The following is a 22,410-nucleotide window of genomic DNA, read 5'->3' on the forward strand; positions in this document are numbered from 1 at the left end:
CGGTAAGTTAAAAAAAGCCATTGCAATAACATGCAACGGCTTTTTTATTTTCCTATTAGTTCTAGGCAGTATGAACTTTTTTCTTCTTTATAGGTGAAAGTATCCGTTCCAGCCATCCGAGTAAAAGATCCGAGAGAATGGCCATCAATGCCGTCGGAATTGCTCCTGCAAGTATGATTGCCGTTCCATTTGACGCATTCGTTCCCCTGACAATGATATCCCCCAGGCCGCCTGCCCCTACGAATGTACCGACAGCAGTTACACCAATTGCAACGACAAGAGCTGTACGTAAGCCAGCCATGATGACAGATAGAGATAATGGAAGTTCGACCATTCTTAGTAACTGGAGCTTTGTCATTCCCATTGCCTTGCCAGATTCTAAATAAGCATGATCTATACTTGTAATCCCGACATACGTGTTTCTCAGGATTGGCAGCAATGAATACAAAAACAACGATAAGATTACCGTATTTGTCCCCAGCCCCATCACTAGCATCAGGAGTGCAAGCATAGCCAATGCTGGTGTGGTTTGTATGACATTCGTTATCGAAAATACCCAATTACTCAATTTCTGATGTTTCGCGATGAAAATGCCTATCGGGATGGCTACAATTGCTGCAAATAACACTCCATAAGCAGACATTAAAAAATGGCGATAAAATTCAGTAAGAACATACATCCAATTCTGGGAATAATAAGTTCCCAACTGTTGCAAGGTTTCCATTAGTTTGCACCTCCCAATTATTCAAAATATTTATGTGCTTTAAGGAATTCCGATGCTACGACCGATGGCTCCTTCAAGTTTCCATCCACTTCATAATTCAATTCCTGCATGGTTTCAGTAGTGATCTCGCCAATTAACTTGTTAAGTTCCTCTTCAATTTCAGGATACCGTTCCAATAATTCTTCAGTAACGACCGGTGAACAGTCATATGGAGGGAAATATTGTTTATCATCTTCTAAGAGCTTCAAATCATTAACCTTAATCCGTCCATCTGAGGAATATGCAAGGACAATATCCATCTGACCATTTTTGACTGCATCGTATACTAAGCCAATCTGCATCGGATAAGTTTCTCCAAATTCCAATCCATATGTATCGACGAACCCTTTATAACCATCCCCTTTTCTTTTTAACCAAGCACTATCCACACCTAACCTTAAATTACCTGCATCCTTTTCCAAATCCGATATTTTCTGATACCCTTTTTGCTCAGCCAATTCATTAGAAATCGTAAAGGCATATGTGTTATCGAATCCATAAGAATCAAAAAATTTGAACCCATATTGTTCCTTGAATTCCCTTTGAACAATTTCCATCGCCTTTACTGGGTCCTTTTCGATTTCCTGTCCCAGTACACTCGTTAAATCCGTCCCTGTATATCGAGTAGCTGCTATATCTATATCACCGGTCTCCATCGCTTTTTGCTGAACGAAATTCGAACCTAGATTTTTGATGATTTTCGTATCAAGTTCCGTATTCCTTTCAAGGAGTTGAGCGATCATGTTCGCCAGGATTTCGGATTCGGTCATGCTTTGGGCACCGATCTTTACAGTAGTCTCAGAAGATGACCCTAGACCAGGCAAAGAACAGCCGGTGATCATTAATACACAAACGATAAGAGCCATTAAAATTGTATTTCTTATTTTTTTATTCATGGTAATCCTCCTCAAGCAACTTCCTTCATGCCTTTCAAGCCTTTTGGTACGACTTTTCGCTCTATGATCGAGAATACATAATCAACCAGGATAGCCATGATGATTACCGGAACTGCACCAGCGATGATATATTCTGTTTGGTATAAATTCAAACCGATAAAAATGTAATCTCCCAAGCCCCCGCCTCCAATAAAGGAAGCTAGGGTAGCCCATCCAATTAAATAGACGGAAGCCGTACGGATACCTGCCATAATGACGGAAAGTGCAAGCGGGAATTCTACCAGACGAATCCTTTCCCAGCTTGTCATCCCGATGCCGCGTCCGGATTCCAGCAGATTTTCATTTACGCCTTTAATACCTGTATATGTATTCCTGAGTATGGGTAAAACGGAATAAAAAAATAACGCAATGATCGCGGGTGTTTTCCCAACGCCAAGGAGAGGAATGAAAAAGGCGAGGACCGCTAAGCTTGGCAGTGTCTGCATAATGTTCGCAATTCCGATTATAATCGATGCGCTCCTTTTCATTCGCGTCAACATTATCCCTAGTGGAACAGCGACTATTATTCCAAGGAAAACAGCGATCATGGAAATATATAAGTGCTCCCATGCTTTAAAGATTAATTCTTGCCAGTTCGTTTGTAAAAATTCGAGCATTGTTTCCATCTATTACACCTCCTAAAACATTTCTACTACTTCTGCCACTTGATTTTCGTCCTCTCCCCAAATGCTGTCATATACAATGTCGACCAATGTAGCCCTAGTGACAATTCCGACCAAATGTTTATTTTGGTCAACTACAGGCACGTATTTGAAACCTCGTTTTAAAATCTTTTGAACGGAATCGCGGATTAAAGTATCCTGTTTCACTGAATAGACTTCAGTATTGATGACTTCACTGATTAATTTAGCTTTTTTTCGATATTCACTGATCGTTTCAACATCTACGAACCCTTTCAAAACATTTTGCTCATCGACCACAAGTAATGAATCGACCCTTTTCTCGCGCATTATCGTAATAGCATCGGTAAGGGATTTTTCCTCAGTAATGGAAATTGGGTTTCGACTCATGATTTGTTCAACCAACTCAACATTGGGTCTTGTTTGAAGCAAACGATCTTTGCCGATGAATTCTTCAACAAACTCATTTGCTGGGTATCTGAGGATTTCATCCGGTGTTCCCACTTGGACGATTTCACCAGCCTTTAAGATGACGATCCTGTCGGCTAGCTTAATGGCTTCATCCATATCATGCGTAACAAAAACGATTGTTTTATCAAGTGTGCGCTGCAAATTTTTAAATTCCTCCTGAAGGGCATCGCGGGTGATTGGATCTAATGCGCCAAAAGGTTCATCCATTAAAATGAGTGGAGGATTGGAAGCAAGTGCTCTGAGAACGCCTATCCTTTGCTGCTGTCCGCCGCTTAATTCGTAAGGGTACCTTTCCAGGTATTCGGGTCCCATATCGACAAGCTTAAGCAATTCCAGTGCCCGTTCTTTTTTCTTCTGTTCATTCCATTTAAGAAGTTTTGGAACGAGGGTGATATTTTCAAGAATGGTCATGTGAGGGAAAAGTCCGATTTGCTGGATAACGTAGCCGATCTGTCTTCTTAGCTCAACTGGGTCTTTATCCATGATATTTTCACCATTAATAAGTATGTTGCCTTCAGATGGCTCGATAAGACGGTTAATCATTTTCATTGTCGTGGTCTTACCACACCCACTCGGACCAATGAAGCAAATGAACTCCCCTTTTTTAATATCCAAAGATATATTTTTTACTGCTTTCTTTCCTCCCTTATAGATTTTCGATACATTTTCAATTTTTAACATAAAAAGCACCTCCATCATTCGCATAACAATTACAAATTTTACAAAAATATTAATTTTTCATATGCACAGTCTCTTCTACCCATAAGGCAAGCTGTATAAACCTTTTTTTATAAATAACTAGTTCATTGTAATTATATTGAAAGAATGGTATAAAAAAACTGCCCAGTTTTAATTGAGGCAGTTGGATAGATTTATAGTATTAAAGATTAAAATCCTATATTTTTAGCAATCAGGGTTTTTATAGTTTCATCTGTCCCTGTAAAGAATGTTGGCAAAGAAATGTCCCGATGACGCCGGGCAATTTTATCGTCACCCATACTTCCGTAACGATCATGCAACTGCATACACTTATTAGATATTCTCTGAGACATCTCCGTTATCCATTGTTTAGCCATCGATACTTCAGTTATGATATTCTCCCCATCCATATGTTTACAGATCAACTCATCAATGAACGTTCTTCCCAGATGAATATCTGTCGCTATTTCTGCGACGGTAAACTGTGCATTTTTTTATGCACTTCTTTTCTTCCCAAATGCTTTTTGTCTTTTTATAAAATTCATCGTTAAGTGAAGCATCTCTTTCGCTGCCATTAAAGACCTGATCGCACTCATTAGTCTTTCCTGCTGCAGTTTTTGCATGATATATGAAAGGCCCTTCCTTTCCTCCCCAAGGAGGTTGCCAACTGGAACTGAAGCATCATCGAAAAATAGTTCTGCTGTGCCTGAGCTTCCCTGTTCTGATTTACAAAGCTTTCTTCCCCGTGATAACCCTGGTGTATCTTTATCAATGAGCAGTAGACTGATTCCGTCCTTTGGAGGAACAACATTTAGATCAGTTTTGCATGCTACTATCATGAAGTCAGCTTTAAAGCCATTTGTAACGTACGTTTTGGCTCCATTGAGAAGATAATACCCATCTTTCTTGATGGCTGTGGTTTGAATATCAGCTAATTCCGATCCCATTTCCGGCTCTGTCCATGCAAAGGCAGAAATCATTTCCCCTGTAATGAACTTTGGTAAATATTTTTGTTTTTGATCTATTGTTCCGAAGGAAGCAATATAAGGGGCTACAACATCTGAATGAATGAATACTCCTCCCAAGGCTGAACCCACCCTCTCCAATTCCTCTGCCAGCACAACCGAATATCCAAAATCTGCTCCTATTCCACCGAATTCCACTTCAATCCACGGACATAAAAATCCATTATCTCCTGCCTTTTCCCAAAATGAGTAAGGTATTTCCCCCTCTTTTTCCCAATGATCATAAAAGGGGACAGCCTCCTTGGCGAGAAATTCACGAATTGATTTTTTAAATAATAGGTGTTCTTCCGTTAGAAAGGAACGGGAATCATCCTTATTAATTGCCATCGTGCTAACCATGGGTTTACCTCCATTCTTTTTTTACTGATAATTACTACCATGAACCAAGTAAGATATGTTCAATGCCCCGATGTAAACGGTTACAATTTCATGCGGTTAAAATGTTCCACAATATTCATGTTCAACAAAAGTATTGAATTCCCTTTTGAAAATATATTTTTTTCCATTTTAAATGATTTGATTATGACTTAACCGCTTGAATTTGGTTTTTAACTTATATTCTGGCGAGGTTATTTTTGGAATATAAAATGTAATAAATAGACAATTCTTCTTTTTATGCTCATATCTCATTCTTTTTTTGCTTAATACAATGGTTATTTATCAGCCTTCGTTAGTGAAATATACCAGCAAATAGCATGTCAAATCCTTCTATAAAAGATTCATTTCCCTTAAATCTACTATTTTTGGCCATGCCCAATAGCCCTCCAAAACCTTTTTGGAAGGATATTTCTCTGATTCAGTTAATTAGGCAACATCCAGGAACGTTTCTTTTCTCTTTAATATACGGTAATTCCTAGTGATATAGACAATAATTTCAGGTTTTTTAAATGCGATTATTGACTGTTAAATCTTTCTTGATTTATATTAATTCCTTCATAACATCTTTTTTGGTAAGAACAGCTTTTGCAAACTGCTAAGGAATCCGTTTTCAAATACTTTTTGGGTTCTTGTAAAAGATTCTTGATCATGTTGAGGTATTCCAATCCACCAGAAACATCCTTCTTGGTTGGTATAAATGTTTCTTTTTTACCATCCATAAGCGAGTATATCTCTATTCTTTCCGGTAATTGACCAAATGCCTTTTCACAAAATACCGAAATCATATTATTAAATAAACGATTCATTTCTTCATCTGTATCAACTAAATACTTCTTTATGATGAATGAGTTGCCTGACCATTCTGCCACTTCAAATGTTAAGGAAAGTTCGGTCCCCAACTCATCCATATTCATGTTGAATTTTTCATATAAAAACAAAGGTGGATTTTCAATTCTTTTAGTAGTTAAACATTGAAGTAAATGGTCTGTAATATTAGCAAGAGCCTTATAATAATGGATCTTCGACTCGAACTGACGTACTTCAATGGCACTCCAATGATCATCTATGAACTCCAAAACCTTCTTAGTCGTCTGACTTTCTGGAGGAAGTTTATAATATCGACTTACAACTTGATTAACCACAAATTGAACCATCTTCCTCCAATCCGATTGAGTGGTGATTTTTCCTTCTATATGAAAATAGTAAAATTTATTAGGACATCTTATAAAATCCTGTAAATGATAATCAGTTAAAGTAGCAATGGAAATCCGATGTTTCCTACCGATCATTCCCTTCTCCTCTCTCTCCTCATAAAATTTCAAATTCTATATTGAGTGACAATACTATTCTTAATAAATTCCCTTCCGAAATTTTGGCAGTTTTTGATATCCTCATCATCTGGGGTTAATTCCACTTTTAACCCTTCCAGGACGATAACAGCACCTTGTTCCCTTAATTTTTCTGTCAAAATATCTACAGCTGCACCATATTGTGGGTAAGATGAATCGCAGGAACCAAACGCCGCAGCCTTCTTTCCAGTTAGATCAATATGATCCATATCCTCATAAAAGTCTAATAAATCATCGGGTAACTCTCCGTCACCCCACGTATAAACTCCTAATATGATCCCATCGTAATCTTCAAGCATGGAAGCTTCAGGACCATCCATAATATCTATCTTTTCGATGCTCACATCACTGATTTCAGTGATTCCTTCTGCAATGGCATTCGCCATTTCTTCTGTATTTCCACTCATACTGGCAAAAATTATAATGATTTTAGACATGATAAGTCCCCCTTCCAACTAATTTATATGTACATGTAATTTGCCTTCTTAAAAAGCATGTACATCACCAGAGTTCATTTTATTCTTAATTTTTTGTACGTTGCTCAGTTCATCGGAAAATGAAAGAAATGACTCCCTATTATGTGCATCGAGTGCTTCGTTTACTTTAAAACGCAAATGGTTAATTTTAAGGTTCAAATCCAAAATGGAGCAAATGCTGCCCTTGGAATACAGTTCCTCGATATCTTCCACGTGCATAAAAAATTGAAAATCGTTGTTGACAACTATTAAAGAGTGCCACCCTAGGCAATCAATATACTTCCGTTCATTTGTAATTGTCCAAACATCCCCTTGAAGAAACTCAATTATATGTTGGTGCCTTTGACCCGGACAGCAGCAGCTTACTTCTTGCTGAAAACGTTCTACTATTATAAAATTTTTATCCATAGGTGCTCCTCCTCCACTCACATTCAGTTTTTTTGAATCCTTCTTCAACCTCGGCACTTGGTCAGTCCGTTTGTTTTTGACGGGTACCGCCTATTTGAAATGCAGAGAACCGTTCGAAATTGATAATCATTTTCAATTAGTATTTTATGTGATAATGATTATCATTGTCAATTTGTTTTAGCTAAGTTTTGATTTTTTGTTTTGTTGCCTCGGAAAAATAGATGCCTAGCTACCGCAGCCAAGTACAAAAAAATACTCTGGGATGAGTTATTCTCCAGAGTATTTTTTTACGCTATACAACTATTTTATCGTCTTTACCCTTACCCGGTTTAAAGGCAGGAAACTGTCCACCAACTTATTCTAAAAAGTGCACTCATTATTCCTGCATAACTTTTTATCCTTGTATTTTCCCATTAATGACAACACACTTCCCATTTGTTTGCTTCTTTATCATCCTTCCATCCTTGATGTATACAGTGTAAGTATTATTGACTTTAGCATCTAATTTTGCTAGGTCTCCCGTTATTGCTATGATATTTTTGACAGCTTCCCTCTTCAGATTTTCGATAACTTTCTCTTTCCATTGTTCACGTTTTTTTTCATCAACCATCAGGATCCCATCCTTCTTGTTTGATTTATGTCTTCTCCCTGATATAGAGTATTACATTTTTATTATTTTGTTCCCCTTATGCTTTTCCTTATTAATCCGTTTCAAATTTTTTTTGTTTTCTAACATAGCAGGTTACGGTAAAATGAGTGAATGATTAAGGTACAAGCTTTTTTAGCAGGAAATAATCAATGGTAACTATGCAAGGGTTTTCCTCATAAAAATGTTTTATGTTATGATAGATAGATTGTTTTTCCACCCTGTGACAACTTTTACATTCATCAAGGAAAGAGGTATTTATGCACACCACAGTATTAACCAAGCGGCATTGGCTGCTCATCTTAACACTTACTTTATTAACATTTGTTCTCGGGACAAGCGAATTTGTTATCGTCGGGATCTTAACCGACATTTCTTCGAGTCTCCATATTACAAATGCAAAAGCAGGCACACTCGTTTCTGCGTTTGCCATTACGTTTGCCATTGCCACACCGCTTGTGATGTCGGCAACCAGCCATTTTCCGAAACGGAAATGGATGTTGTTTTTGATAGGTTCGTTCATTATCCTGAATGCTTTGTGCGTGATTTCGACGACCTATGTCATGCTCCTTGCACTTCGGATGATGACTGCGATTGTAACAGGAGTTTTAATTTCTCTTGCCATGATCGTTGCCAGTGAAAACATGCCAATCGCAAAACGTGGACTTGCTATATCATTCGTTTTCGGTGGTTTTACACTTGCAAACGTGATCGGAGTACCAATTGGCACTGTCATCGCTGAAAGGTACGACTGGAATGCAACCTTTCTGTTAACGACTTTTCTTGGAGGTATTGCGTTTTTGGCATCTTTCTTCATTTTGCCTACTATGCACAGTCCATTCCGTAGCTCAATGCGTGATCAATTTTCTTTGTTGACACACCCGCGAATCTTAATGGCTTTTTTCATACCATCGCTTGGTTTTGGAGCGACGTATGCCGTTTATACGTATCTTGTTCCGATCCTGAAAGGAATGGAAGCACCAAGTGGTTCAATCAGTTGGATCTTGTTTGGCTACGGATTCATTTCCATTTTTAGCAACATACTCGCTGGTAAAATTGCCAGCTACAATGCCATCGGACGCCTCCGGTTTGTTTTTCTCGTGCAAGCAGTTGTCCTGATCAGTTTATATTGGACGACAGATAATTTTATCTTTGGCTTGGTTAACATTAGCTTGATGTCATTAATGGCCATCCTTTTAACAACATCTACCCAGCTATATTTGATAGACCTAGCAGGTATTTATCAACCTAAAGCTACAGGATTGGCTGCTTCACTGATGCCTGTGGCAAGCAATGTTGGTATCGCCTTTGGTTCCGCATTAGGCGGAATTGTTTACCATCAGGGAAATTTGATGAGTGTCACATGGGTAGGCGGGCTGATTGCTATCTTGGCAAGTCTTTTAACTTTCCTGAGTCATCGCTTAGACCAGAAACAAAAGCAGGCAGCATAAGATGTTAAAGGATCTACAAACGCCAAGGATAGGTGCTTTCTTGCTGCATGGCTCCCCGTGGAATGAAGGGCAAGGTTAAAAAATCTGGATACATTAACCATTCTTTAATGGCTTTAGGAAAACGTTCATTAACTTTCTATGCTTGGAATGAGACAATGCCCGTGCTATTGCTATCACCAGTAACACTTGATTTAGGAGGGCGTGTGAGTAGAGGTTATAGCTGCTATGATTGCAGTAGGAATTTGGTCTCTTTCTCTCGTTTTGGCGACTTTATTGGAAAAACATAAATCTGAATGGTCCATTTGAAATTTTATTGAGGCGATTAATATATAAACAAAAAATCAAGGCTGTTTTCACATACTTTGTTGCTATTTACCAAGTAGTGAGTTGTTACCCTCCAGATGCTCGCTTTCCGCGGGGCGGGCGGTGAGCCTCCTCGGCGTAAACGCCTGTGGGGTCTCACCTGTCCCGCTGCACCCGCTGGAGCCCCGCACTTCCGCTCCAAAAAAGAGCCATAATCAAAAAGAAAACCGGTCATTTGAGTTCGGTTTCTTTTTTTAAGAAGGCTTTTTTGAATTCATCTACTTCTATGTAGTGAAATATTAAAATTGTAGTTCCTCATTTAGAAGATTTTTTCTATACAGCAATAGATTTTTTGGAGATATTTCTACACTACTCAAAATTTAATAATCATGCTGTCAAACTTCTTTTGAATTCATAACTGAGGAATATGGCTTGGCATAATTTAAATCCACTGGGGGTAGCCTTTGTTAGGAACGGAGAAAAGTTAAATATAAGTTGACCCTTCAAGAAACCTCCCTCTCTAGTTGCATAGGAAAAGGAGCTGCTGAGCTTCCGGTAATGAAGGGAAAACACCATGTTCGTTTAGTAAAACTATTCACAAGCTTCCTAGCATAATCAACATAAATACCCATTTTTAAAATTTCACCTCCAAGAATTAGAGGTGGGGATAGGAATCAATTAAACTTTACATAGTCCCCTTTTTTGATTTGATTCTTTTCAAACCATCCAAGATTCACTTCAATTGCATAATAATAAAAAATTCCTGGATCATAGGTAGGGCAATAATCATCTATACAAGGTTTCATATCAAGTATTTTTAGAATTACCCCATATGAATCAAGAAAAGCGATGGATAAAGGGATAAATGTGTTTTTCATCCAAAATCCACCATATGTTTCTTCTGAAAACACAAATAACATCCCCTCATTTTCGGGTAATTTTCCGACAAACATCAAGCCCTTTTCTCTTTTTCTTTGAGTATCTGCAACTTGAACAGTTAAACCAGTTACCTTGTTTCCACTGATTATTTTTATCACTTTTGTTTTAATTCTATTTTTCATGTTCACTCACCTTCGTAGGGAATAGACCTTTTTTCAAAAAAAGAAAATGTCAATCTCATGAACTTCTTTTAAAAAGACAGCAACTTTCTTTCCCTGCTTTTAAATAATAAAAAGGAAGAAAGTTGGTGATAAACGAATACAGATGAAATAGCTCCATTTAACTTCTAATACTTTATTCCATGGCTTTTAAAATTAATACCCTGTTTTCAATAATCACAGCAACTGTATATAAAAGCATAGGCATTTTTTGGAGCCAGCGATAATTTCGTGAGCCTGTTCCATATTACAGAAGTATTATTGAAATACGAGCTAGGGAAGCATAATCAAATTAGAAATGTACTTAAAGGTACAAAAATTCACTTAATGTCCAGCCGCGTTTATTATTCCAACCATATAGGACGTTCGTTTTATTGTTAGAATGTTCGATTATGTATGATGTTAAATGTACGTGTCTTAAGACTTTAAAGTGATATTTCAAGGCTTGTCTCATTGGGAAATGCCTCAATATGAACGCCGATGAGGATCCAAAAAAAAAAAAACCTCCCTATTTAGCACCTTTCATAAGGTCCATCCTAGGGCCTGTACAACTGTACTACGTAACGTCATACGGTATCAGCAAGGCTACTATCATAGGGGGATTTGGTGGATTGGAATAGTATATTATATGCTCAATATTCCAATAAGTGTCGAATAGTCATGCATATCCGCATAAGCCCCCGATCCCCTGAACATGTTTGGATAAACCCTATTCAGCCACACTTAATTCGCCCCGCCGGAATTCTTGATTTTTAAGAAGGGTTTTTATGAAAAGGATGGGTGCTATCCATTAATGGACAAAAAAAGGTCAGCATTTCTTGAATGCTGACTCTAGGTTTTTATGAAAATCCTCTGAATGAGGGTACTTCTTTAAAGCATTTTATTGATACTTTTCATAAAGTCTGTCGTAACGGCGGATAATTTTCCCTGAGCTTCCTTCATCGAGCTTCCTTGAACACCGAAATAAAATTTTATTTTAGGTTCTGTTCCGGAAGGGCGTAAACATACCCATGTCCCATCTTCAAGAAAGTATTTTAATACGTTCGACTTTGGGAGTTTGATGTCCTCTTCCCTATTTGTCCCATACATGTATTTTTTACTGCTGAGATAATCCTCTTGAATCACGACTTGATGACCAGAGATTTGATTTGGTGGATTACTCCGGAATTCATTGAGAATCGCTTGAATTTGCTTCGTACCTTCAATTCCTTTTAAAGTCAACGACCGTAAATCTTCCATATAGTATCCATATTTATCGAATACATCCAGTAAACCTTCGTACATCGTTTTACCCTGCTTCTTGTAATAGGCACAGACTTCCACTGCCAGAATAGTAGCCTGTATGGCATCCTTATCACGAGCAAAATCTTTGATCAAATATCCATAGCTTTCTTCATAGCCAAACAGGAAAGAATGTTCTCCACTTGTCTGGTATTCATTGATTTTTTCTGTAATGTATTTAAATCCAGTTAAAACATCTACAGTTTTTAAACCATTTTGCTCAGAAATCGCCCGTCCTATTTCTGAAGTCACGATGGTCTTTAATACGACTCCATTTTGAGGAAGGGTCCCTTTCTTTTGTTTTTGTGAAATTAAATAATCCAAAAAGAGAGCGCCAGTTTGGTTGCCTGTTAATACGACATAATTTCCAGCATTGTTCTTCACGCTAATTCCAAGCCTATCCGCATCCGGATCGGTGGCAATCAATAAATCAGCATTAACACGTTTTCCAAGCTCAATGGCCAATTCAAACGCAGCATGTTCCTCTGGATTAGGCACTTTAACAGTAGGAAAATGAGCATCGGGCAATTCCTGTTCCTTAACAATATGGACATTTCGATATCCTAAATCATGCAAAGCACGTTTTACTGATTTATTGGCTGTACCATGAAGTGGTGTAAACACGAGCTTTACATCGATTTCATCTGCTAACTTTGAATCTTCAGGAATAGTGAGCAAATGCTCGTTATAAGCAGTATCCAGCTCCTCGCCAATGATTTGAATGAGGCCTCTGACCTTTAGGGCTTCTTCTTCCTCCACTACAATGGAAAGCTCACTTTCAATCGCGTTCACGTAATTAATGACTTGATCCACCGCCTCAGGAAGTAGTTGTGCCCCATCTGGACCATACACTTTATACCCATTATATTCAGGCGGATTATGGCTTGCTGTAATGACGATCCCTGCAAATGCACTCAGCTTACGTACAGAAAAAGAGAGCTGTGGGGTAGGGCGTAATTCATCAAATACATAAGCTTTGATTCCCTTTGTGGCCAAAGTCTTGGCTGCTTCCAATGCAAATTCGGGAGATTTATGTCTTGAATCGTAAGCAATTACGACTCCTCTGGATTTTGCCTCATTCCCAAACGATTGAATATATTCAGCAAGTCCTAAAGTCGCTTTACGCACAGTATAAATGTTCATCCTATTCGTACCTGGACCCATTTCCCCTCTCATACCACCTGTCCCGAATTCCAAATTTTTATAAAAGGCGTCTTCAAGTGATATTTCATCATCCTTCATTTCTTCAAGCATTAAACGCATTTCATTATTTAAATTGGGATAACTAGTCCAAATAGTATATAAAGACTTCCAGTCCATGAAAATACAGCTCCTCCTGCCTGTATGTTTTTGCTTTGTTTAACATTTCTTTTGATCGTAATACACATTGCAAGCGATCAATTGAATATGAAGTCTAACCATCGTTCCTAGAGCATTAGCTCCCTTTTCTCGCCCTTCATCCCGTAACGGACGTGGTAGCATCGCCAAATGCGCTACCTCCAAAGTTGTTGGTTACACTCTAATCATTTTACCTACCAATACTTTGGAAGAGTGTCATTTATTCTTCTTTTCCTTCACGCTCTGCTGTTTCCTAACTTGATTTATTTTTTCTTTTTACTCTTTTCCGTTTTCGTTTTTGTTTTCGATTTCTTTTTCATTTCCTTTTTCTTTTCCGATTCCGCTTTGGTTTTCTTTTTCTTTTCCGTTTCCGATTCCGTTTTGGTTTTCTTTTCCGTTTCCGTTTCCGTTTCCGTATTCGTATTCTTTTCCGTTACCGCTTTGGTTTTCTTTTCCGTTTCCGTTTGCGTATACGTTTTCTTTTCCGTTGCATTTTCTGTTTTCACTGTATTTACAAGAGAATATAGTCTTTGTTGCTCAATAATTTGTTTATTGACATCAAATTTTTCTTCAATGACTTTCCGTGCTCTTTCCGTATAGTCGGTCCAAACATCTGGATTTTCTATAAAGAATTGTATGCCTTTCGCTAACTCCAAATCATTTTTTTCTGGCGCTAGGTATCCTGTTCTCTGATGTTCAATTAATTCAGGGATTCCTGCGTGTCGAGTGGAAACGACAGGTAAACCGCTAGCCATTGCTTCTTTTAAGGCATTAGGAATGCCTTCGACATCACCATTATTAGCTGTCTGACTTGCTAGACAGAAGATATGGGCTTTTTTCAATTCGTCCGAAACCTGTTTTGAATCCATAGCTCCTCTAAGAATCACAACATCTTTAAGGTTATATTCTGCAATGGTGGATTTAATTCGTTTCTCATCTTCACCTGCTCCAATAATATGCAGTCTAGCATTTGGATATTGTGAATAAATGTGTTTAAATGCCTTTATAAGAGTTACAAATCCTTTTTTGTCTACAAGTCTACCTACCGATAGAACTCTTATTTCGCCTACTGTAGGAAGAGTGCGGTTAGCATAGGGGAAAAGATCTAATTCGATACCACCATATAATACATGCATATTCTTAGCCGGAATTCCTAACCTTCTTAATCCTTCTGCAAGATATTGGCATACAGGGTAATAGTGTGCACCATGTTTATTTAAAGCTGAATATCGCTTAGCATTTTTTTTGAAAATTTCCGGTCTGTCCGAACCATCTCGTCCTCTAATGCTAACAATCAAAGGAATATTATATTTTTCACATACAGGCAAAATCTCTTGTCCGTGTGATCCGTGATGAGCATGAATGGCTATGATATCTTGTTCTTCGAAGAACTTTTTTAGATCTTTAATTTTGTTTATATTATAGTAGTTTTCAAAGGGGAATTCTGTACGGTCGGTATTGTCGAATGGGCCGATTACGATTGTGCGATAGTTAGTTATTTTTACGATTTGATTATATATAAAACGTTGGTGTGTTTTAATGTTTTCACTTACAAAATAAGCAATGGTTTTCATGCCACCTCAGTCCCTTTAATAAGAAATTTTCTCTTTTCGCGTTCTGCTAAAACTGAAAGTTCATGATATTTGCCTGATTTTTTTAATTTTCCTCGTTCTGCAATTTGTTTCACTTGTTTGTGAAATTCTTGAGGGAACATAGAATCAGCTTTATAAATGTCTTTATATGGCAGATCTTCAAAACAAACTTTAAAGTAGTTTTCAAACAGAGGATTTAATTTGAATAGAGGCTTTTTTGTAGAATTTCGTTTAATGGATGTCATGAGAAAATCTGACAAATTATACTCATTAAGAACTTCCAATGGAGTTTTCATATTTTCAGGATTCAAATTACTTTCTCCTTTTAATAACTTACAAAATTTTTAATCTATATTTTTCACTTGGATTATTCGTCCATATACCCACTCTTTGGTTTTGCATTTTCACATATTAGATTAAACTTTAAATATATTGAACAGTGCTGCCTAATATGCAACATTGAAGTTTGCAAACCCCTTATTTTTCTTATTTATTATACTTTTTGTACCAATTTACAAAATGAGCTAAACCTTCTTCTATTGTTGTTGAAGGGTGGAACCCCACATCAGCATGTAAATCGGCAATATCTGCATATGTCTCCTTAACATCTCCCGGTTGCATTGGTAATAATTCTACTTTTGCCTTTTTGCCAATTAGTTTTTCCAATGTGTTAATGAAATCCATTAATTTTATAGGTTTATTGTTACCGATATTATAAATTTTGTATGGGGCATAGCTTGAACTTGAATCAGGGTTAGATCTGTCCCATCCAATATTATGAACCGGTGGTTTTTCAAGTAACCGGACTATTCCTTCAACAATATCATCAATATAAGTGAAGTCTCTTCTCATATCTCCATTATTAAAAACCTTTATTGTCTTCTCTTCGATAATATTTTTAGTAAAAGAGTAATAAGCCATATCAGGTCTCCCCCATGGGCCATACACCGTAAAGAAACGAAGTCCTGTGGTTGGAATATTATATAAATGACTATACGTATGAGCCATTAATTCATTAGACTTTTTAGTGGCCGCGTATAAACTTACTGGATGATCCACTGGGTCTTTGGTTGAGAAGGGGATATTAGTATTTGCTCCATATACAGAACTAGAGGATGCATAAATTAAGTGCTTTACGTTATTGTGTCGACAAACCTCCAAGATATTGACAAACCCAACAAGGTTGGAATTAACATAAGAATCCGGATTTTCTATGCTATAACGTACTCCAGCCTGGGCTGCTAAGTTAATGACTATATCAATGGTTCTGTCTTTGAATAATTGATTTAATTTTTCTTTATTTGACAAATCCATTTTGTGGAACTCAAAATCAGGGTTTTCTTCTAATATCTTCAGTCGATTGTTTTTTAAAATAACATCATAATAATCATTAATATTGTCTACTCCAATAACCTTGTTATCCAGGGCTAACAAACGTTTTGTTAAATGGAAACCAATGAATCCTGCTGCCCCTGTTACTAAAATGTTCATAGCATTCATTTCAATCCTTTCTTTTACATTAGGATTCTGACACTTTTTAGGAACACTGACTACATTATTTATAAAGTGTGATACTTTCGATTCTTTACACCAACAGAAAAGAATTCATCATTACGGATAAAAAGAGGAAAAAAACTCAAAGTTTTCATTGGAGATAGTTTTACGTTTTATTCGTAACCCACTAATGACATGATATCTTCTTCGCTTAAGCCTCATGAGTTTTTTCACTCTCATACCCGCTGTCAACTAGCACTTACGTAAGTGAGGTTATGCTAAAACCATCTTGGAAACCGGTGAATGCGAAATCATCATCGGTTTTTTATATGCTCGGTTACGGTTAGATAACTATGACTATACAAGGGTATTTTCATTTTCATCTAATGGGATTGGTGTTTTTGTCCATTCAGCATACGTACCGGGATCTATCGCCTTTACTTGTTCTAAAAAGGCATCTAAAAAATTTCTTTCCCGCAGGTCTTTAAATAACTCGAGTGGTCTTTTTTGTTCACGTGAAAAAGAGTACACATGGTCGACTAATTTAAAACCATTCTTGGTTATAATGATATGTCGTAATGGGGCATCAATTTGTTTGAAACCTGATTTTTCCATTGTTTTCAATATATAGAGTAACCGTTTTGTGATGTCCTCAGAAAGTACAGATTGTTTTTTAAGAAACGTATTTAAATCTGGTCCTAATAGATATTCCATTAAAATATAATTGGGTCCTGTTTCAAAGACTTTCGGTATAAAGGGCAAGTCTTGACTTGATAAAAGGACCATTTTTTCCTGATTTGCATGTTCAGTTTTTCCATAAAGTTTGACGCAAGTCTCTTCAGACACTCGATAAACAGCACCTTGATGCCCTTTTCCAATGAGGGTTTGTGTTATGGCACTATCCACTTTCACTCCATTACCTGAACCTCCTGAGAGGACTGGAATATTTCTAAAGTCCAAACTATTTTGATTGAAATAATCCTCCCACTCATTGAAGGTGTCCGGTTCAAGCTTTTTCACTTGAGCTAGGAACGAGTCCTTTAAAAGGATTATTTTCAAATCTCTTAATAATTTTAATGGTACAGGGTGTATCCTTTTGAAGGAATTCACATGGTCAATCACCTTAAGTTCCTCATTACCGACGACAAAAATATGGCGTAGAGGGGCATCTATCATGGTGAACTTTGCTTGTTTTAATTCCTTTAATATATAGAGAAGTTTCTTTACTATAGAATCAGGGATATACGTACAATTTCTCAGATATTCTTTTAAGGTCGGGGCATTAAAATATTCCATGACTATATAGTTTGGTCCTGTATCATATATCAAAGGCATAAAGGGTAGATGTTTTCCAGCTGCAAGAGCTTCTTCCTCCATTTTCGCTTGTATTGGGTCTGAATAGATTTTTACACATTTATCTTCTGAAAGTTGAAAAACTGCACCTTGAGCTCCCATTCCAATCAGCGAATAGCTAGTTGGATTGTGAATTTCCAAAGATTTTTCACCTTTGGTAACAGTAATGGTTTTAAAGTCCTCCATGATCTCCTCCTAACTGCTCATCTATGGCCTGCTGTTGAAATTTTTGAATTTTATAAAGGGCCTTTTTTACTTTTTCGGCTTTCTGAGCCTTTTTCTCTTTTTTATGAGAAGCTATTTTTTCGTCATGATCCTTAGCTCTCTGTTGTACTTTAGCTTTTTTTTCATGTTTATTAGATGCTACAACTTCATCTTTGACTTTATCTTTAGTTTGCCGTTGAAGCTGCTGAAACTGTTTAAGTTGTTGTAGCTGTGGAAGCTCTTGATACCCTTGAAGCTGTTGTAGCTGTTGTAGCTGTTGCATATAAATAAGGGATTTTTTGGCTAATTCGGCTTTTTTTCCAGGCTTTATCCTTTCGCCATCATACTTACCTTGCTGTTGAGACTGTGGAGTCTCCTTAAGGACTTTTTTATCTTCTTGGCGCGGTGTTACTAAATATCGTTTACCTACTTTATAAGGGGCTACAAGTTCATCATAAAATTCAGCTTGTTGTTGAAGTTGTTGGGCGAGGTTAAAGTTTTGTTCTACTTTTTGACGAGCCGCTACTGTATAAGTTTCCCATATCTCTCTGTTCGTCAGCATAAATTCAAGAGCATCTGCCAGTTCATCTACATTGTTTTCTTGTACTAAAACCCCTTCTTTGTTATTAGTTATTAATTCAGGGATGCCGGCATGATTGGTCGAAATCACTGGTACTCCAATCGCCATTGCTTCTTTTAATGTATTAGGTATACCTTCTACATCTCCATCGGCAGATTCTAAGCTCGCGGCGCAAAATATATCTGCATTGGTCATTTGTTTTCGTACTTGATCTTTAGGGAGATGGTTTAATAAGCGAAAAGAGTCACCTAAATTAAGCTGATTTGCCAAAGAAATGAGATATTCTTCAAGCTCCCCTCTTCCGATTATCGTCAAGGTTGCATTTGGAAATTTACCTCTGATTTTTTGGAAAGCTTGCATTAAGATGTGATGTCCTTTTTTTTCCACCAACCTACCGATGGATAAAATGTTTTGAGAGTCCCCTTTATGTGGTGCCCGGTATTTGAATTCTTTAAGGTCAACGCCCCCATATAACACTCTAATTTTTTCTGAAGGACAACCCCAAGCAATTAACCTATCTGCTAAATACTGACAAACTGGGAAAAAACGCTCCCCTCGATCAAATAGCATTTTCATGTTATCTAGATAGCCAATGGGCTGATTGGCTAGGGTTGCATCCCTGCCTCTAATACTTGTTACCAACGGAAGGTTTGTTTCCTCTTTAAAAGGAAGTAATAACATCCCTAATTGGCCATGATGAGCATGTAATAGGGAGATATTATTTCTTTTAACATATTCTTTTGGTGAAAAAACTTCATTGAGATAATGAACCTTCTCATTTAAAAGGGAAAGATCTATCATATACTTAGGTTGTCGTACCATATGAATATAATCATAATCAGGAACTTCTCGAATCTGTGAGATATATTGGGTCGGATCAACTCTTAAGTTCAAATGCATAACTGTGTGCAAATAAATGATCTCCTTTCATGCATGGTAAATTAATTTCCTGGACCTTTTCAAGTATATTATGCAGGACTCTATAGGTACGCATGGACTAATAACATACAGTAAAGCTAAATGGCTTAGAGTATGCGCTTTGTCTAATACAAAAGGATTGAAGTAAGTGCCATGACACAAGATCATTTGCAAACAATGATAATAAAAATAACATGTTATAGTTGATGTTGATCTAAGGTTTAATGGTTCATGAAGATTTTTCTTATATTTTAGAAATATAAAAAAGCACCCAAGAGGGATCAAAGGTGCTGCATTTCCAGTTTGAACCTAATATAGGTTTTCAAAAAAATCATGTCTAAGTTAAAGAAAAAAATTTTTTCGCTTTATGTCTTTCCAATAACAATTGCCGGTCTTCCTATTGGGTAATATTCAATTTTATTGCACTCTCTGATTCGGTCTTCTTCAAGACAATTTCTACCATCAAAAACGATTGGCCGTCTCATTGTTGTCATCAATGTTTTCAAATCTAAATGTCTAAACTCTTTCCATTCGGTAACAATAAATACAGCATCCGCATTCTCTGCCGCTTCACGGACTGTGCTGGCAAATCTGATTGTATTCCCTAATATTTTCTTCGCATTATCCACTGCAACCGGATCATAAGCGACCACTTCTGCTCCAAGTTTTGTTAATGAACGCGCAATTTTGATTGATGGTGCTTCCCTCATGTCGTCTGTCTCTGGCTTGAAAGCTAGACCAAGCATTGCAACTTTTTTCCCTTTTAAATCTTCTAATCGATTTATCGCCTTCGTTACAAGGAGCTCCTGCTGAAAATCATTGATCGCTACTGTTTCTTTTAACAGGGAAAAATGTACTCCATTTAAATTGGCAGCATGAAGCAACGCCTTAACATCCTTTGGAAAACAAGATCCTCCATAACCAATGCCGGGCTGTAAAAAAGCTTCTCCGATCCTTTTATCTTTTCCCATTCCCTTTGCTACATCTTTAACATCTGCACCCACTACTCCGCATAAATTGGCAACTTCATTGATAAAGCTAATCTTGGTCGCCAAAAAGGCATTAGATGCGTACTTAATCATTTCCGCACTTCGAATGCTTGTTAGTATAAATGGTACATTTAATGGACGATACATTTCTTGCACTTTCTTAGCAGCCTCATCATTTTCTGAACCGATTATGATTCGATCTGCTTTCATCGTATCCATGACGGCAGACCCTTGTCTTAAAAATTCAGGATTTGATACCATATTAAAGGTAACACGTTCGTTACAATGTTCTTCAATGATGCTTTTAATAAAATCATTCGTACCAACAGGCACAGTACTCTTTATAACGACTACTGAACTCTGTTCCAGGTTAGCAGCAATATCCTTCGCGGCCTGCACAATATAAGATAAATCTGCTCCCCCATCCTCCATTTGCGGTGTTCCTACGGCAATGATGATAATCTCGGCACCATTTAGCGCTTCTCGATGAGATGTAGTAAATAGCAGTCTACCCGCTGCAGCATTTTGAGCAAGCAAATTCTCCAAACCAGGTTCATATATTGGAGAAATCCCTTGACGTAGGCTTTTAATTTTCTGTTCATCTGTATCGATACAAATGACATTATGACCTATTTCTGACAAACAAACACCAGTGGACAGCCCGACATAACCTGTACCCAAAACAGCTATTTTCATATTATTCAAGCTCTCTCTTTATAATTTGTAGGTTTTCTTTCTTATTTACATCCCTTAAATAGGAAAGTACCTCGTCTCTTATATCATCCCTGCGCAAAGCAAAGTCTATTGTTGCCTTAATGAATCCAACTTTATCACCAATATCATATCGGTTTCCCTCAAAGTTATATGCTAATACAGCCTGCTGTTTATTTAGCTCATTAATGGCATCAGTAAGTTGTAATTCATTACCATGTCCAACCGGAAGCTTGGAAAGCGTTTCAAAAATCTCGGGTCTAAAAACATAACGCCCCATTATCGCATATCTGGAAGGCGCCTCTTCCCTTTTCGGTTTTTCAACCAAAGAATCTATATGAAAAAGGTTTGGCTCAATCATTGTCCCTTTTGGCTTAATAATTCCATATTTACTGACATCCTTTTCCGGAACATTCTGAACAGCTACGACTGAACTGTTGCAATACTCAAAAACACTGATGATTTGTTTCAGACAGGGTGTATTAGACATAACGATGTCATCCCCTAACAAAACGGCAAAAGGTTCATTTCCAATGAAGCTTTTAGCACAGAGAATTGCATGTCCTAACCCCATCGGCTCCTTTTGGCGGACGTAATAGATATTTGCCAAGCTGGATATTTTCTGAACTTCCTCTAAAATATCAAGCTGATTTTTTCTTAAAAGTGCATCTTCCAACTCATAGGATTTATCAAAATGATCCTCTATTGATCTTTTTCCTCTACCGATTATGATAATTATTTCCTCTATGCCCGAAGCTACTGCTTCTTCAACAATATATTGAATCGTTGGTTTATCAACAATCGGCAGCATTTCCTTAGCCTGAGCTTTTGTAGCAGGCAAAAATCGGGTCCCTAGACCTGCGGCCGGAATAATGGCCTTTCGAATTTTCATAAGCTGCCTCCCTCTTGTCATTCATTAATCCTTTATATGCAATAGGACAACTTACGGTCTAGTTAGTAGCCCAATTCGTCCATTTTTATTTAACAGGGACCAGTAGGCTATATATGGAAGAATTCCAATCTGGCTGTGGCCGGGCGTCTCAGCCTGTCGGTTAGTTCCCTTTAAAAACTCCATTACACTTTTTATGTAATGGAGTTTGAAATGATCGATATACGGTTTGGATAAACCAATGTGGAGCTTTTTGCGGTATAGTAGCCTAAATGATTTCCTTTTCTCTTTCTTTGAAAAACTCCATTGCAGGATCAGTTTTTTGTTTAATTTTAAAGGCTCTTTTCGTAAAGGTTGTTGTTTTTAAAACGAAACGATCTAAGGTTGATTGGAGCGGAAGTGCGAGACTCCTGCGGGAG

Annotated in this window: 20 protein-coding genes and 1 pseudogene; 2 read left to right on the forward strand and 19 right to left on the reverse strand. The window is 37.4% G+C overall.

Features of this window, described 5'->3' with window-relative positions:
* Positions 1 to 61: 61 nt before the first annotated feature.
* From J7I96_RS12340 to J7I96_RS12380, 9 genes and pseudogenes are all read right to left on the reverse strand, one after another.
* Entirely contained in the window at positions 62 to 724 is a 663-nt protein-coding gene (locus tag J7I96_RS12340; protein ID WP_214768357.1) for an ABC transporter permease, read from the reverse strand.
* Between the two features lie 17 nt (positions 725 to 741).
* Positions 742 to 1,659, reverse strand: coding sequence for an osmoprotectant ABC transporter substrate-binding protein (locus J7I96_RS12345; RefSeq protein WP_214768358.1), 918 nt, complete (start codon positions 1,657 to 1,659; stop codon positions 742 to 744).
* 11 nt (positions 1,660 to 1,670) lie between these two features.
* Entirely contained in the window at positions 1,671 to 2,324 is a 654-nt protein-coding gene (locus J7I96_RS12350) for an ABC transporter permease (RefSeq protein ID WP_214768359.1), read from the reverse strand.
* 12 nt (positions 2,325 to 2,336) lie between these two features.
* Positions 2,337 to 3,491: a betaine/proline/choline family ABC transporter ATP-binding protein gene (locus J7I96_RS12355; RefSeq protein ID WP_214768360.1), complete on the reverse strand. Its 1,155-nt coding sequence runs from the start codon at positions 3,489 to 3,491 to the stop codon at positions 2,337 to 2,339.
* A gap of 206 nt (positions 3,492 to 3,697) precedes the next feature.
* A pseudogene (locus J7I96_RS12360) lies at positions 3,698 to 4,861 on the reverse strand (acyl-CoA dehydrogenase family protein).
* A gap of 566 nt (positions 4,862 to 5,427) precedes the next feature.
* Positions 5,428 to 6,201, reverse strand: coding sequence for a hypothetical protein (locus J7I96_RS12365; RefSeq protein ID WP_214923031.1), 774 nt, complete (start codon positions 6,199 to 6,201; stop codon positions 5,428 to 5,430).
* A gap of 29 nt (positions 6,202 to 6,230) precedes the next feature.
* Positions 6,231 to 6,698: a flavodoxin gene (locus J7I96_RS12370; protein ID WP_214768362.1), complete on the reverse strand. Its 468-nt coding sequence runs from the start codon at positions 6,696 to 6,698 to the stop codon at positions 6,231 to 6,233.
* Positions 6,699 to 6,746: 48 nt separating this feature from the next.
* Entirely contained in the window at positions 6,747 to 7,145 is a 399-nt protein-coding gene (locus tag J7I96_RS12375; protein WP_214768363.1) for a hypothetical protein, read from the reverse strand.
* 394 nt (positions 7,146 to 7,539) lie between these two features.
* Complete coding sequence (locus J7I96_RS12380) at positions 7,540 to 7,755, reverse strand: hypothetical protein (RefSeq protein WP_095391132.1); 216 nt, start codon at positions 7,753 to 7,755, stop codon at positions 7,540 to 7,542.
* Between the two features lie 296 nt (positions 7,756 to 8,051).
* On the opposite strand from J7I96_RS12380, the gene J7I96_RS12385 reads away from it, so the two are divergent.
* Together J7I96_RS12385 and J7I96_RS28015 are read left to right on the forward strand one after the other, a co-directional pair.
* Positions 8,052 to 9,242 (forward strand): MFS transporter, encoded by a 1,191-nt coding sequence (locus tag J7I96_RS12385; protein WP_214768364.1) that lies wholly within the window; start codon positions 8,052 to 8,054, stop codon positions 9,240 to 9,242.
* Positions 9,243 to 9,349: 107 nt separating this feature from the next.
* Complete coding sequence (locus J7I96_RS28015) at positions 9,350 to 9,529, forward strand: acyltransferase family protein (protein ID WP_251025089.1); 180 nt, start codon at positions 9,350 to 9,352, stop codon at positions 9,527 to 9,529.
* Positions 9,530 to 10,219: 690 nt separating this feature from the next.
* Here J7I96_RS28015 and J7I96_RS12390 read toward each other — a convergent pair.
* The 10 genes from J7I96_RS12390 to galU all read right to left on the reverse strand — a co-directional run bounded on the left by J7I96_RS12390 (position 10,220) and on the right by galU (position 21,994).
* The gene (locus tag J7I96_RS12390; RefSeq protein ID WP_214768365.1) at positions 10,220 to 10,606 is read right to left on the reverse strand and encodes a DUF192 domain-containing protein; all 387 of its coding nucleotides are present in this window, start codon (positions 10,604 to 10,606) and stop codon (positions 10,220 to 10,222) included.
* A gap of 906 nt (positions 10,607 to 11,512) precedes the next feature.
* Positions 11,513 to 13,243: a phospho-sugar mutase gene (locus J7I96_RS12395; protein WP_214768366.1), complete on the reverse strand. Its 1,731-nt coding sequence runs from the start codon at positions 13,241 to 13,243 to the stop codon at positions 11,513 to 11,515.
* Positions 13,244 to 13,282: 39 nt separating this feature from the next.
* Positions 13,283 to 13,411, reverse strand: a complete 129-nt coding sequence (locus tag J7I96_RS28420) for a hypothetical protein (protein ID WP_285289401.1) — start codon at positions 13,409 to 13,411, stop codon at positions 13,283 to 13,285.
* A 113-nt stretch (positions 13,412 to 13,524) separates the two neighbouring features.
* Positions 13,525 to 14,835 carry a glycosyltransferase gene (locus J7I96_RS12400; protein ID WP_251025057.1) on the reverse strand — a complete coding sequence of 437 codons (1,311 nt, stop codon included), beginning with the start codon at positions 14,833 to 14,835 and terminating at the stop codon, positions 13,525 to 13,527.
* On the reverse strand, positions 14,832 to 15,164 hold the full coding sequence (locus tag J7I96_RS12405) for a hypothetical protein (protein WP_214768367.1): 333 nt from the start codon (positions 15,162 to 15,164) through the stop codon (positions 14,832 to 14,834). Before J7I96_RS12405 ends, J7I96_RS12400 begins: the two co-directional genes overlap by 4 nt.
* A gap of 175 nt (positions 15,165 to 15,339) precedes the next feature.
* Positions 15,340 to 16,344 (reverse strand): NAD-dependent epimerase, encoded by a 1,005-nt coding sequence (locus tag J7I96_RS12410; protein ID WP_214768413.1) that lies wholly within the window; start codon positions 16,342 to 16,344, stop codon positions 15,340 to 15,342.
* 360 nt (positions 16,345 to 16,704) lie between these two features.
* Positions 16,705 to 17,886 carry a hypothetical protein gene (locus J7I96_RS12415; RefSeq protein WP_214768368.1) on the reverse strand — a complete coding sequence of 394 codons (1,182 nt, stop codon included), beginning with the start codon at positions 17,884 to 17,886 and terminating at the stop codon, positions 16,705 to 16,707.
* Complete coding sequence (locus tag J7I96_RS12420; RefSeq protein ID WP_214768369.1) at positions 17,873 to 19,396, reverse strand: glycosyltransferase; 1,524 nt, start codon at positions 19,394 to 19,396, stop codon at positions 17,873 to 17,875. The genes J7I96_RS12415 and J7I96_RS12420 overlap by 14 nt, the downstream gene beginning before the upstream one ends.
* Before the next feature lie 371 nt (positions 19,397 to 19,767).
* Positions 19,768 to 21,087, reverse strand: a complete 1,320-nt coding sequence (locus tag J7I96_RS12425; protein WP_214768370.1) for a UDP-glucose dehydrogenase family protein — start codon at positions 21,085 to 21,087, stop codon at positions 19,768 to 19,770.
* Between the two features lies 1 nt (position 21,088).
* Complete coding sequence (galU, locus tag J7I96_RS12430; RefSeq protein ID WP_214768371.1) at positions 21,089 to 21,994, reverse strand: UTP--glucose-1-phosphate uridylyltransferase GalU; 906 nt, start codon at positions 21,992 to 21,994, stop codon at positions 21,089 to 21,091.
* Positions 21,995 to 22,410: the final 416 nt, after the last annotated feature.

The organism is Bacillus sp. ISL-78 (genome assembly GCF_018613455.1).
GTDB lineage: Bacteria > Bacillota > Bacilli > Bacillales > DSM-1321 > Peribacillus > Peribacillus frigoritolerans.

Bases quoted from the DNA above. Each gene is read 5' to 3' on its own strand.
- J7I96_RS12340 (WP_214768357.1), bottom strand. From the start codon at position 724: ATGGAAACCTTGCAACAGTTGGGAACTTATTATTCCCAGAATTGGATG.
- J7I96_RS12345 (WP_214768358.1), bottom strand. From the start codon at position 1,659: ATGAATAAAAAAATAAGAAATACAATTTTAATGGCTCTTATCGTTTGT.
- J7I96_RS12350 (WP_214768359.1), bottom strand. From the start codon at position 2,324: ATGGAAACAATGCTCGAATTTTTACAAACGAACTGGCAAGAATTAATC.
- J7I96_RS12355 (WP_214768360.1), bottom strand. From the start codon at position 3,491: ATGTTAAAAATTGAAAATGTATCGAAAATCTATAAGGGAGGAAAGAAA.
- J7I96_RS12365 (WP_214923031.1), bottom strand. From the start codon at position 6,201: ATGATCGGTAGGAAACATCGGATTTCCATTGCTACTTTAACTGATTAT.
- J7I96_RS12370 (WP_214768362.1), bottom strand. From the start codon at position 6,698: ATGTCTAAAATCATTATAATTTTTGCCAGTATGAGTGGAAATACAGAA.
- J7I96_RS12375 (WP_214768363.1), bottom strand. From the start codon at position 7,145: ATGGATAAAAATTTTATAATAGTAGAACGTTTTCAGCAAGAAGTAAGC.
- J7I96_RS12380 (WP_095391132.1), bottom strand. From the start codon at position 7,755: ATGGTTGATGAAAAAAAACGTGAACAATGGAAAGAGAAAGTTATCGAA.
- J7I96_RS12385 (WP_214768364.1), top strand. From the start codon at position 8,052: ATGCACACCACAGTATTAACCAAGCGGCATTGGCTGCTCATCTTAACA.
- J7I96_RS28015 (WP_251025089.1), top strand. From the start codon at position 9,350: ATGGCTTTAGGAAAACGTTCATTAACTTTCTATGCTTGGAATGAGACA.
- J7I96_RS12390 (WP_214768365.1), bottom strand. From the start codon at position 10,606: ATGAAAAATAGAATTAAAACAAAAGTGATAAAAATAATCAGTGGAAAC.
- J7I96_RS12395 (WP_214768366.1), bottom strand. From the start codon at position 13,243: ATGGACTGGAAGTCTTTATATACTATTTGGACTAGTTATCCCAATTTA.
- J7I96_RS12400 (WP_251025057.1), bottom strand. From the start codon at position 14,835: ATGAAAACCATTGCTTATTTTGTAAGTGAAAACATTAAAACACACCAA.
- J7I96_RS12410 (WP_214768413.1), bottom strand. From the start codon at position 16,344: ATGAACATTTTAGTAACAGGGGCAGCAGGATTCATTGGTTTCCATTTA.
- J7I96_RS12415 (WP_214768368.1), bottom strand. From the start codon at position 17,886: ATGGAGGACTTTAAAACCATTACTGTTACCAAAGGTGAAAAATCTTTG.
- J7I96_RS12425 (WP_214768370.1), bottom strand. From the start codon at position 21,087: ATGAAAATAGCTGTTTTGGGTACAGGTTATGTCGGGCTGTCCACTGGT.
- galU (WP_214768371.1), bottom strand. From the start codon at position 21,994: ATGAAAATTCGAAAGGCCATTATTCCGGCCGCAGGTCTAGGGACCCGA.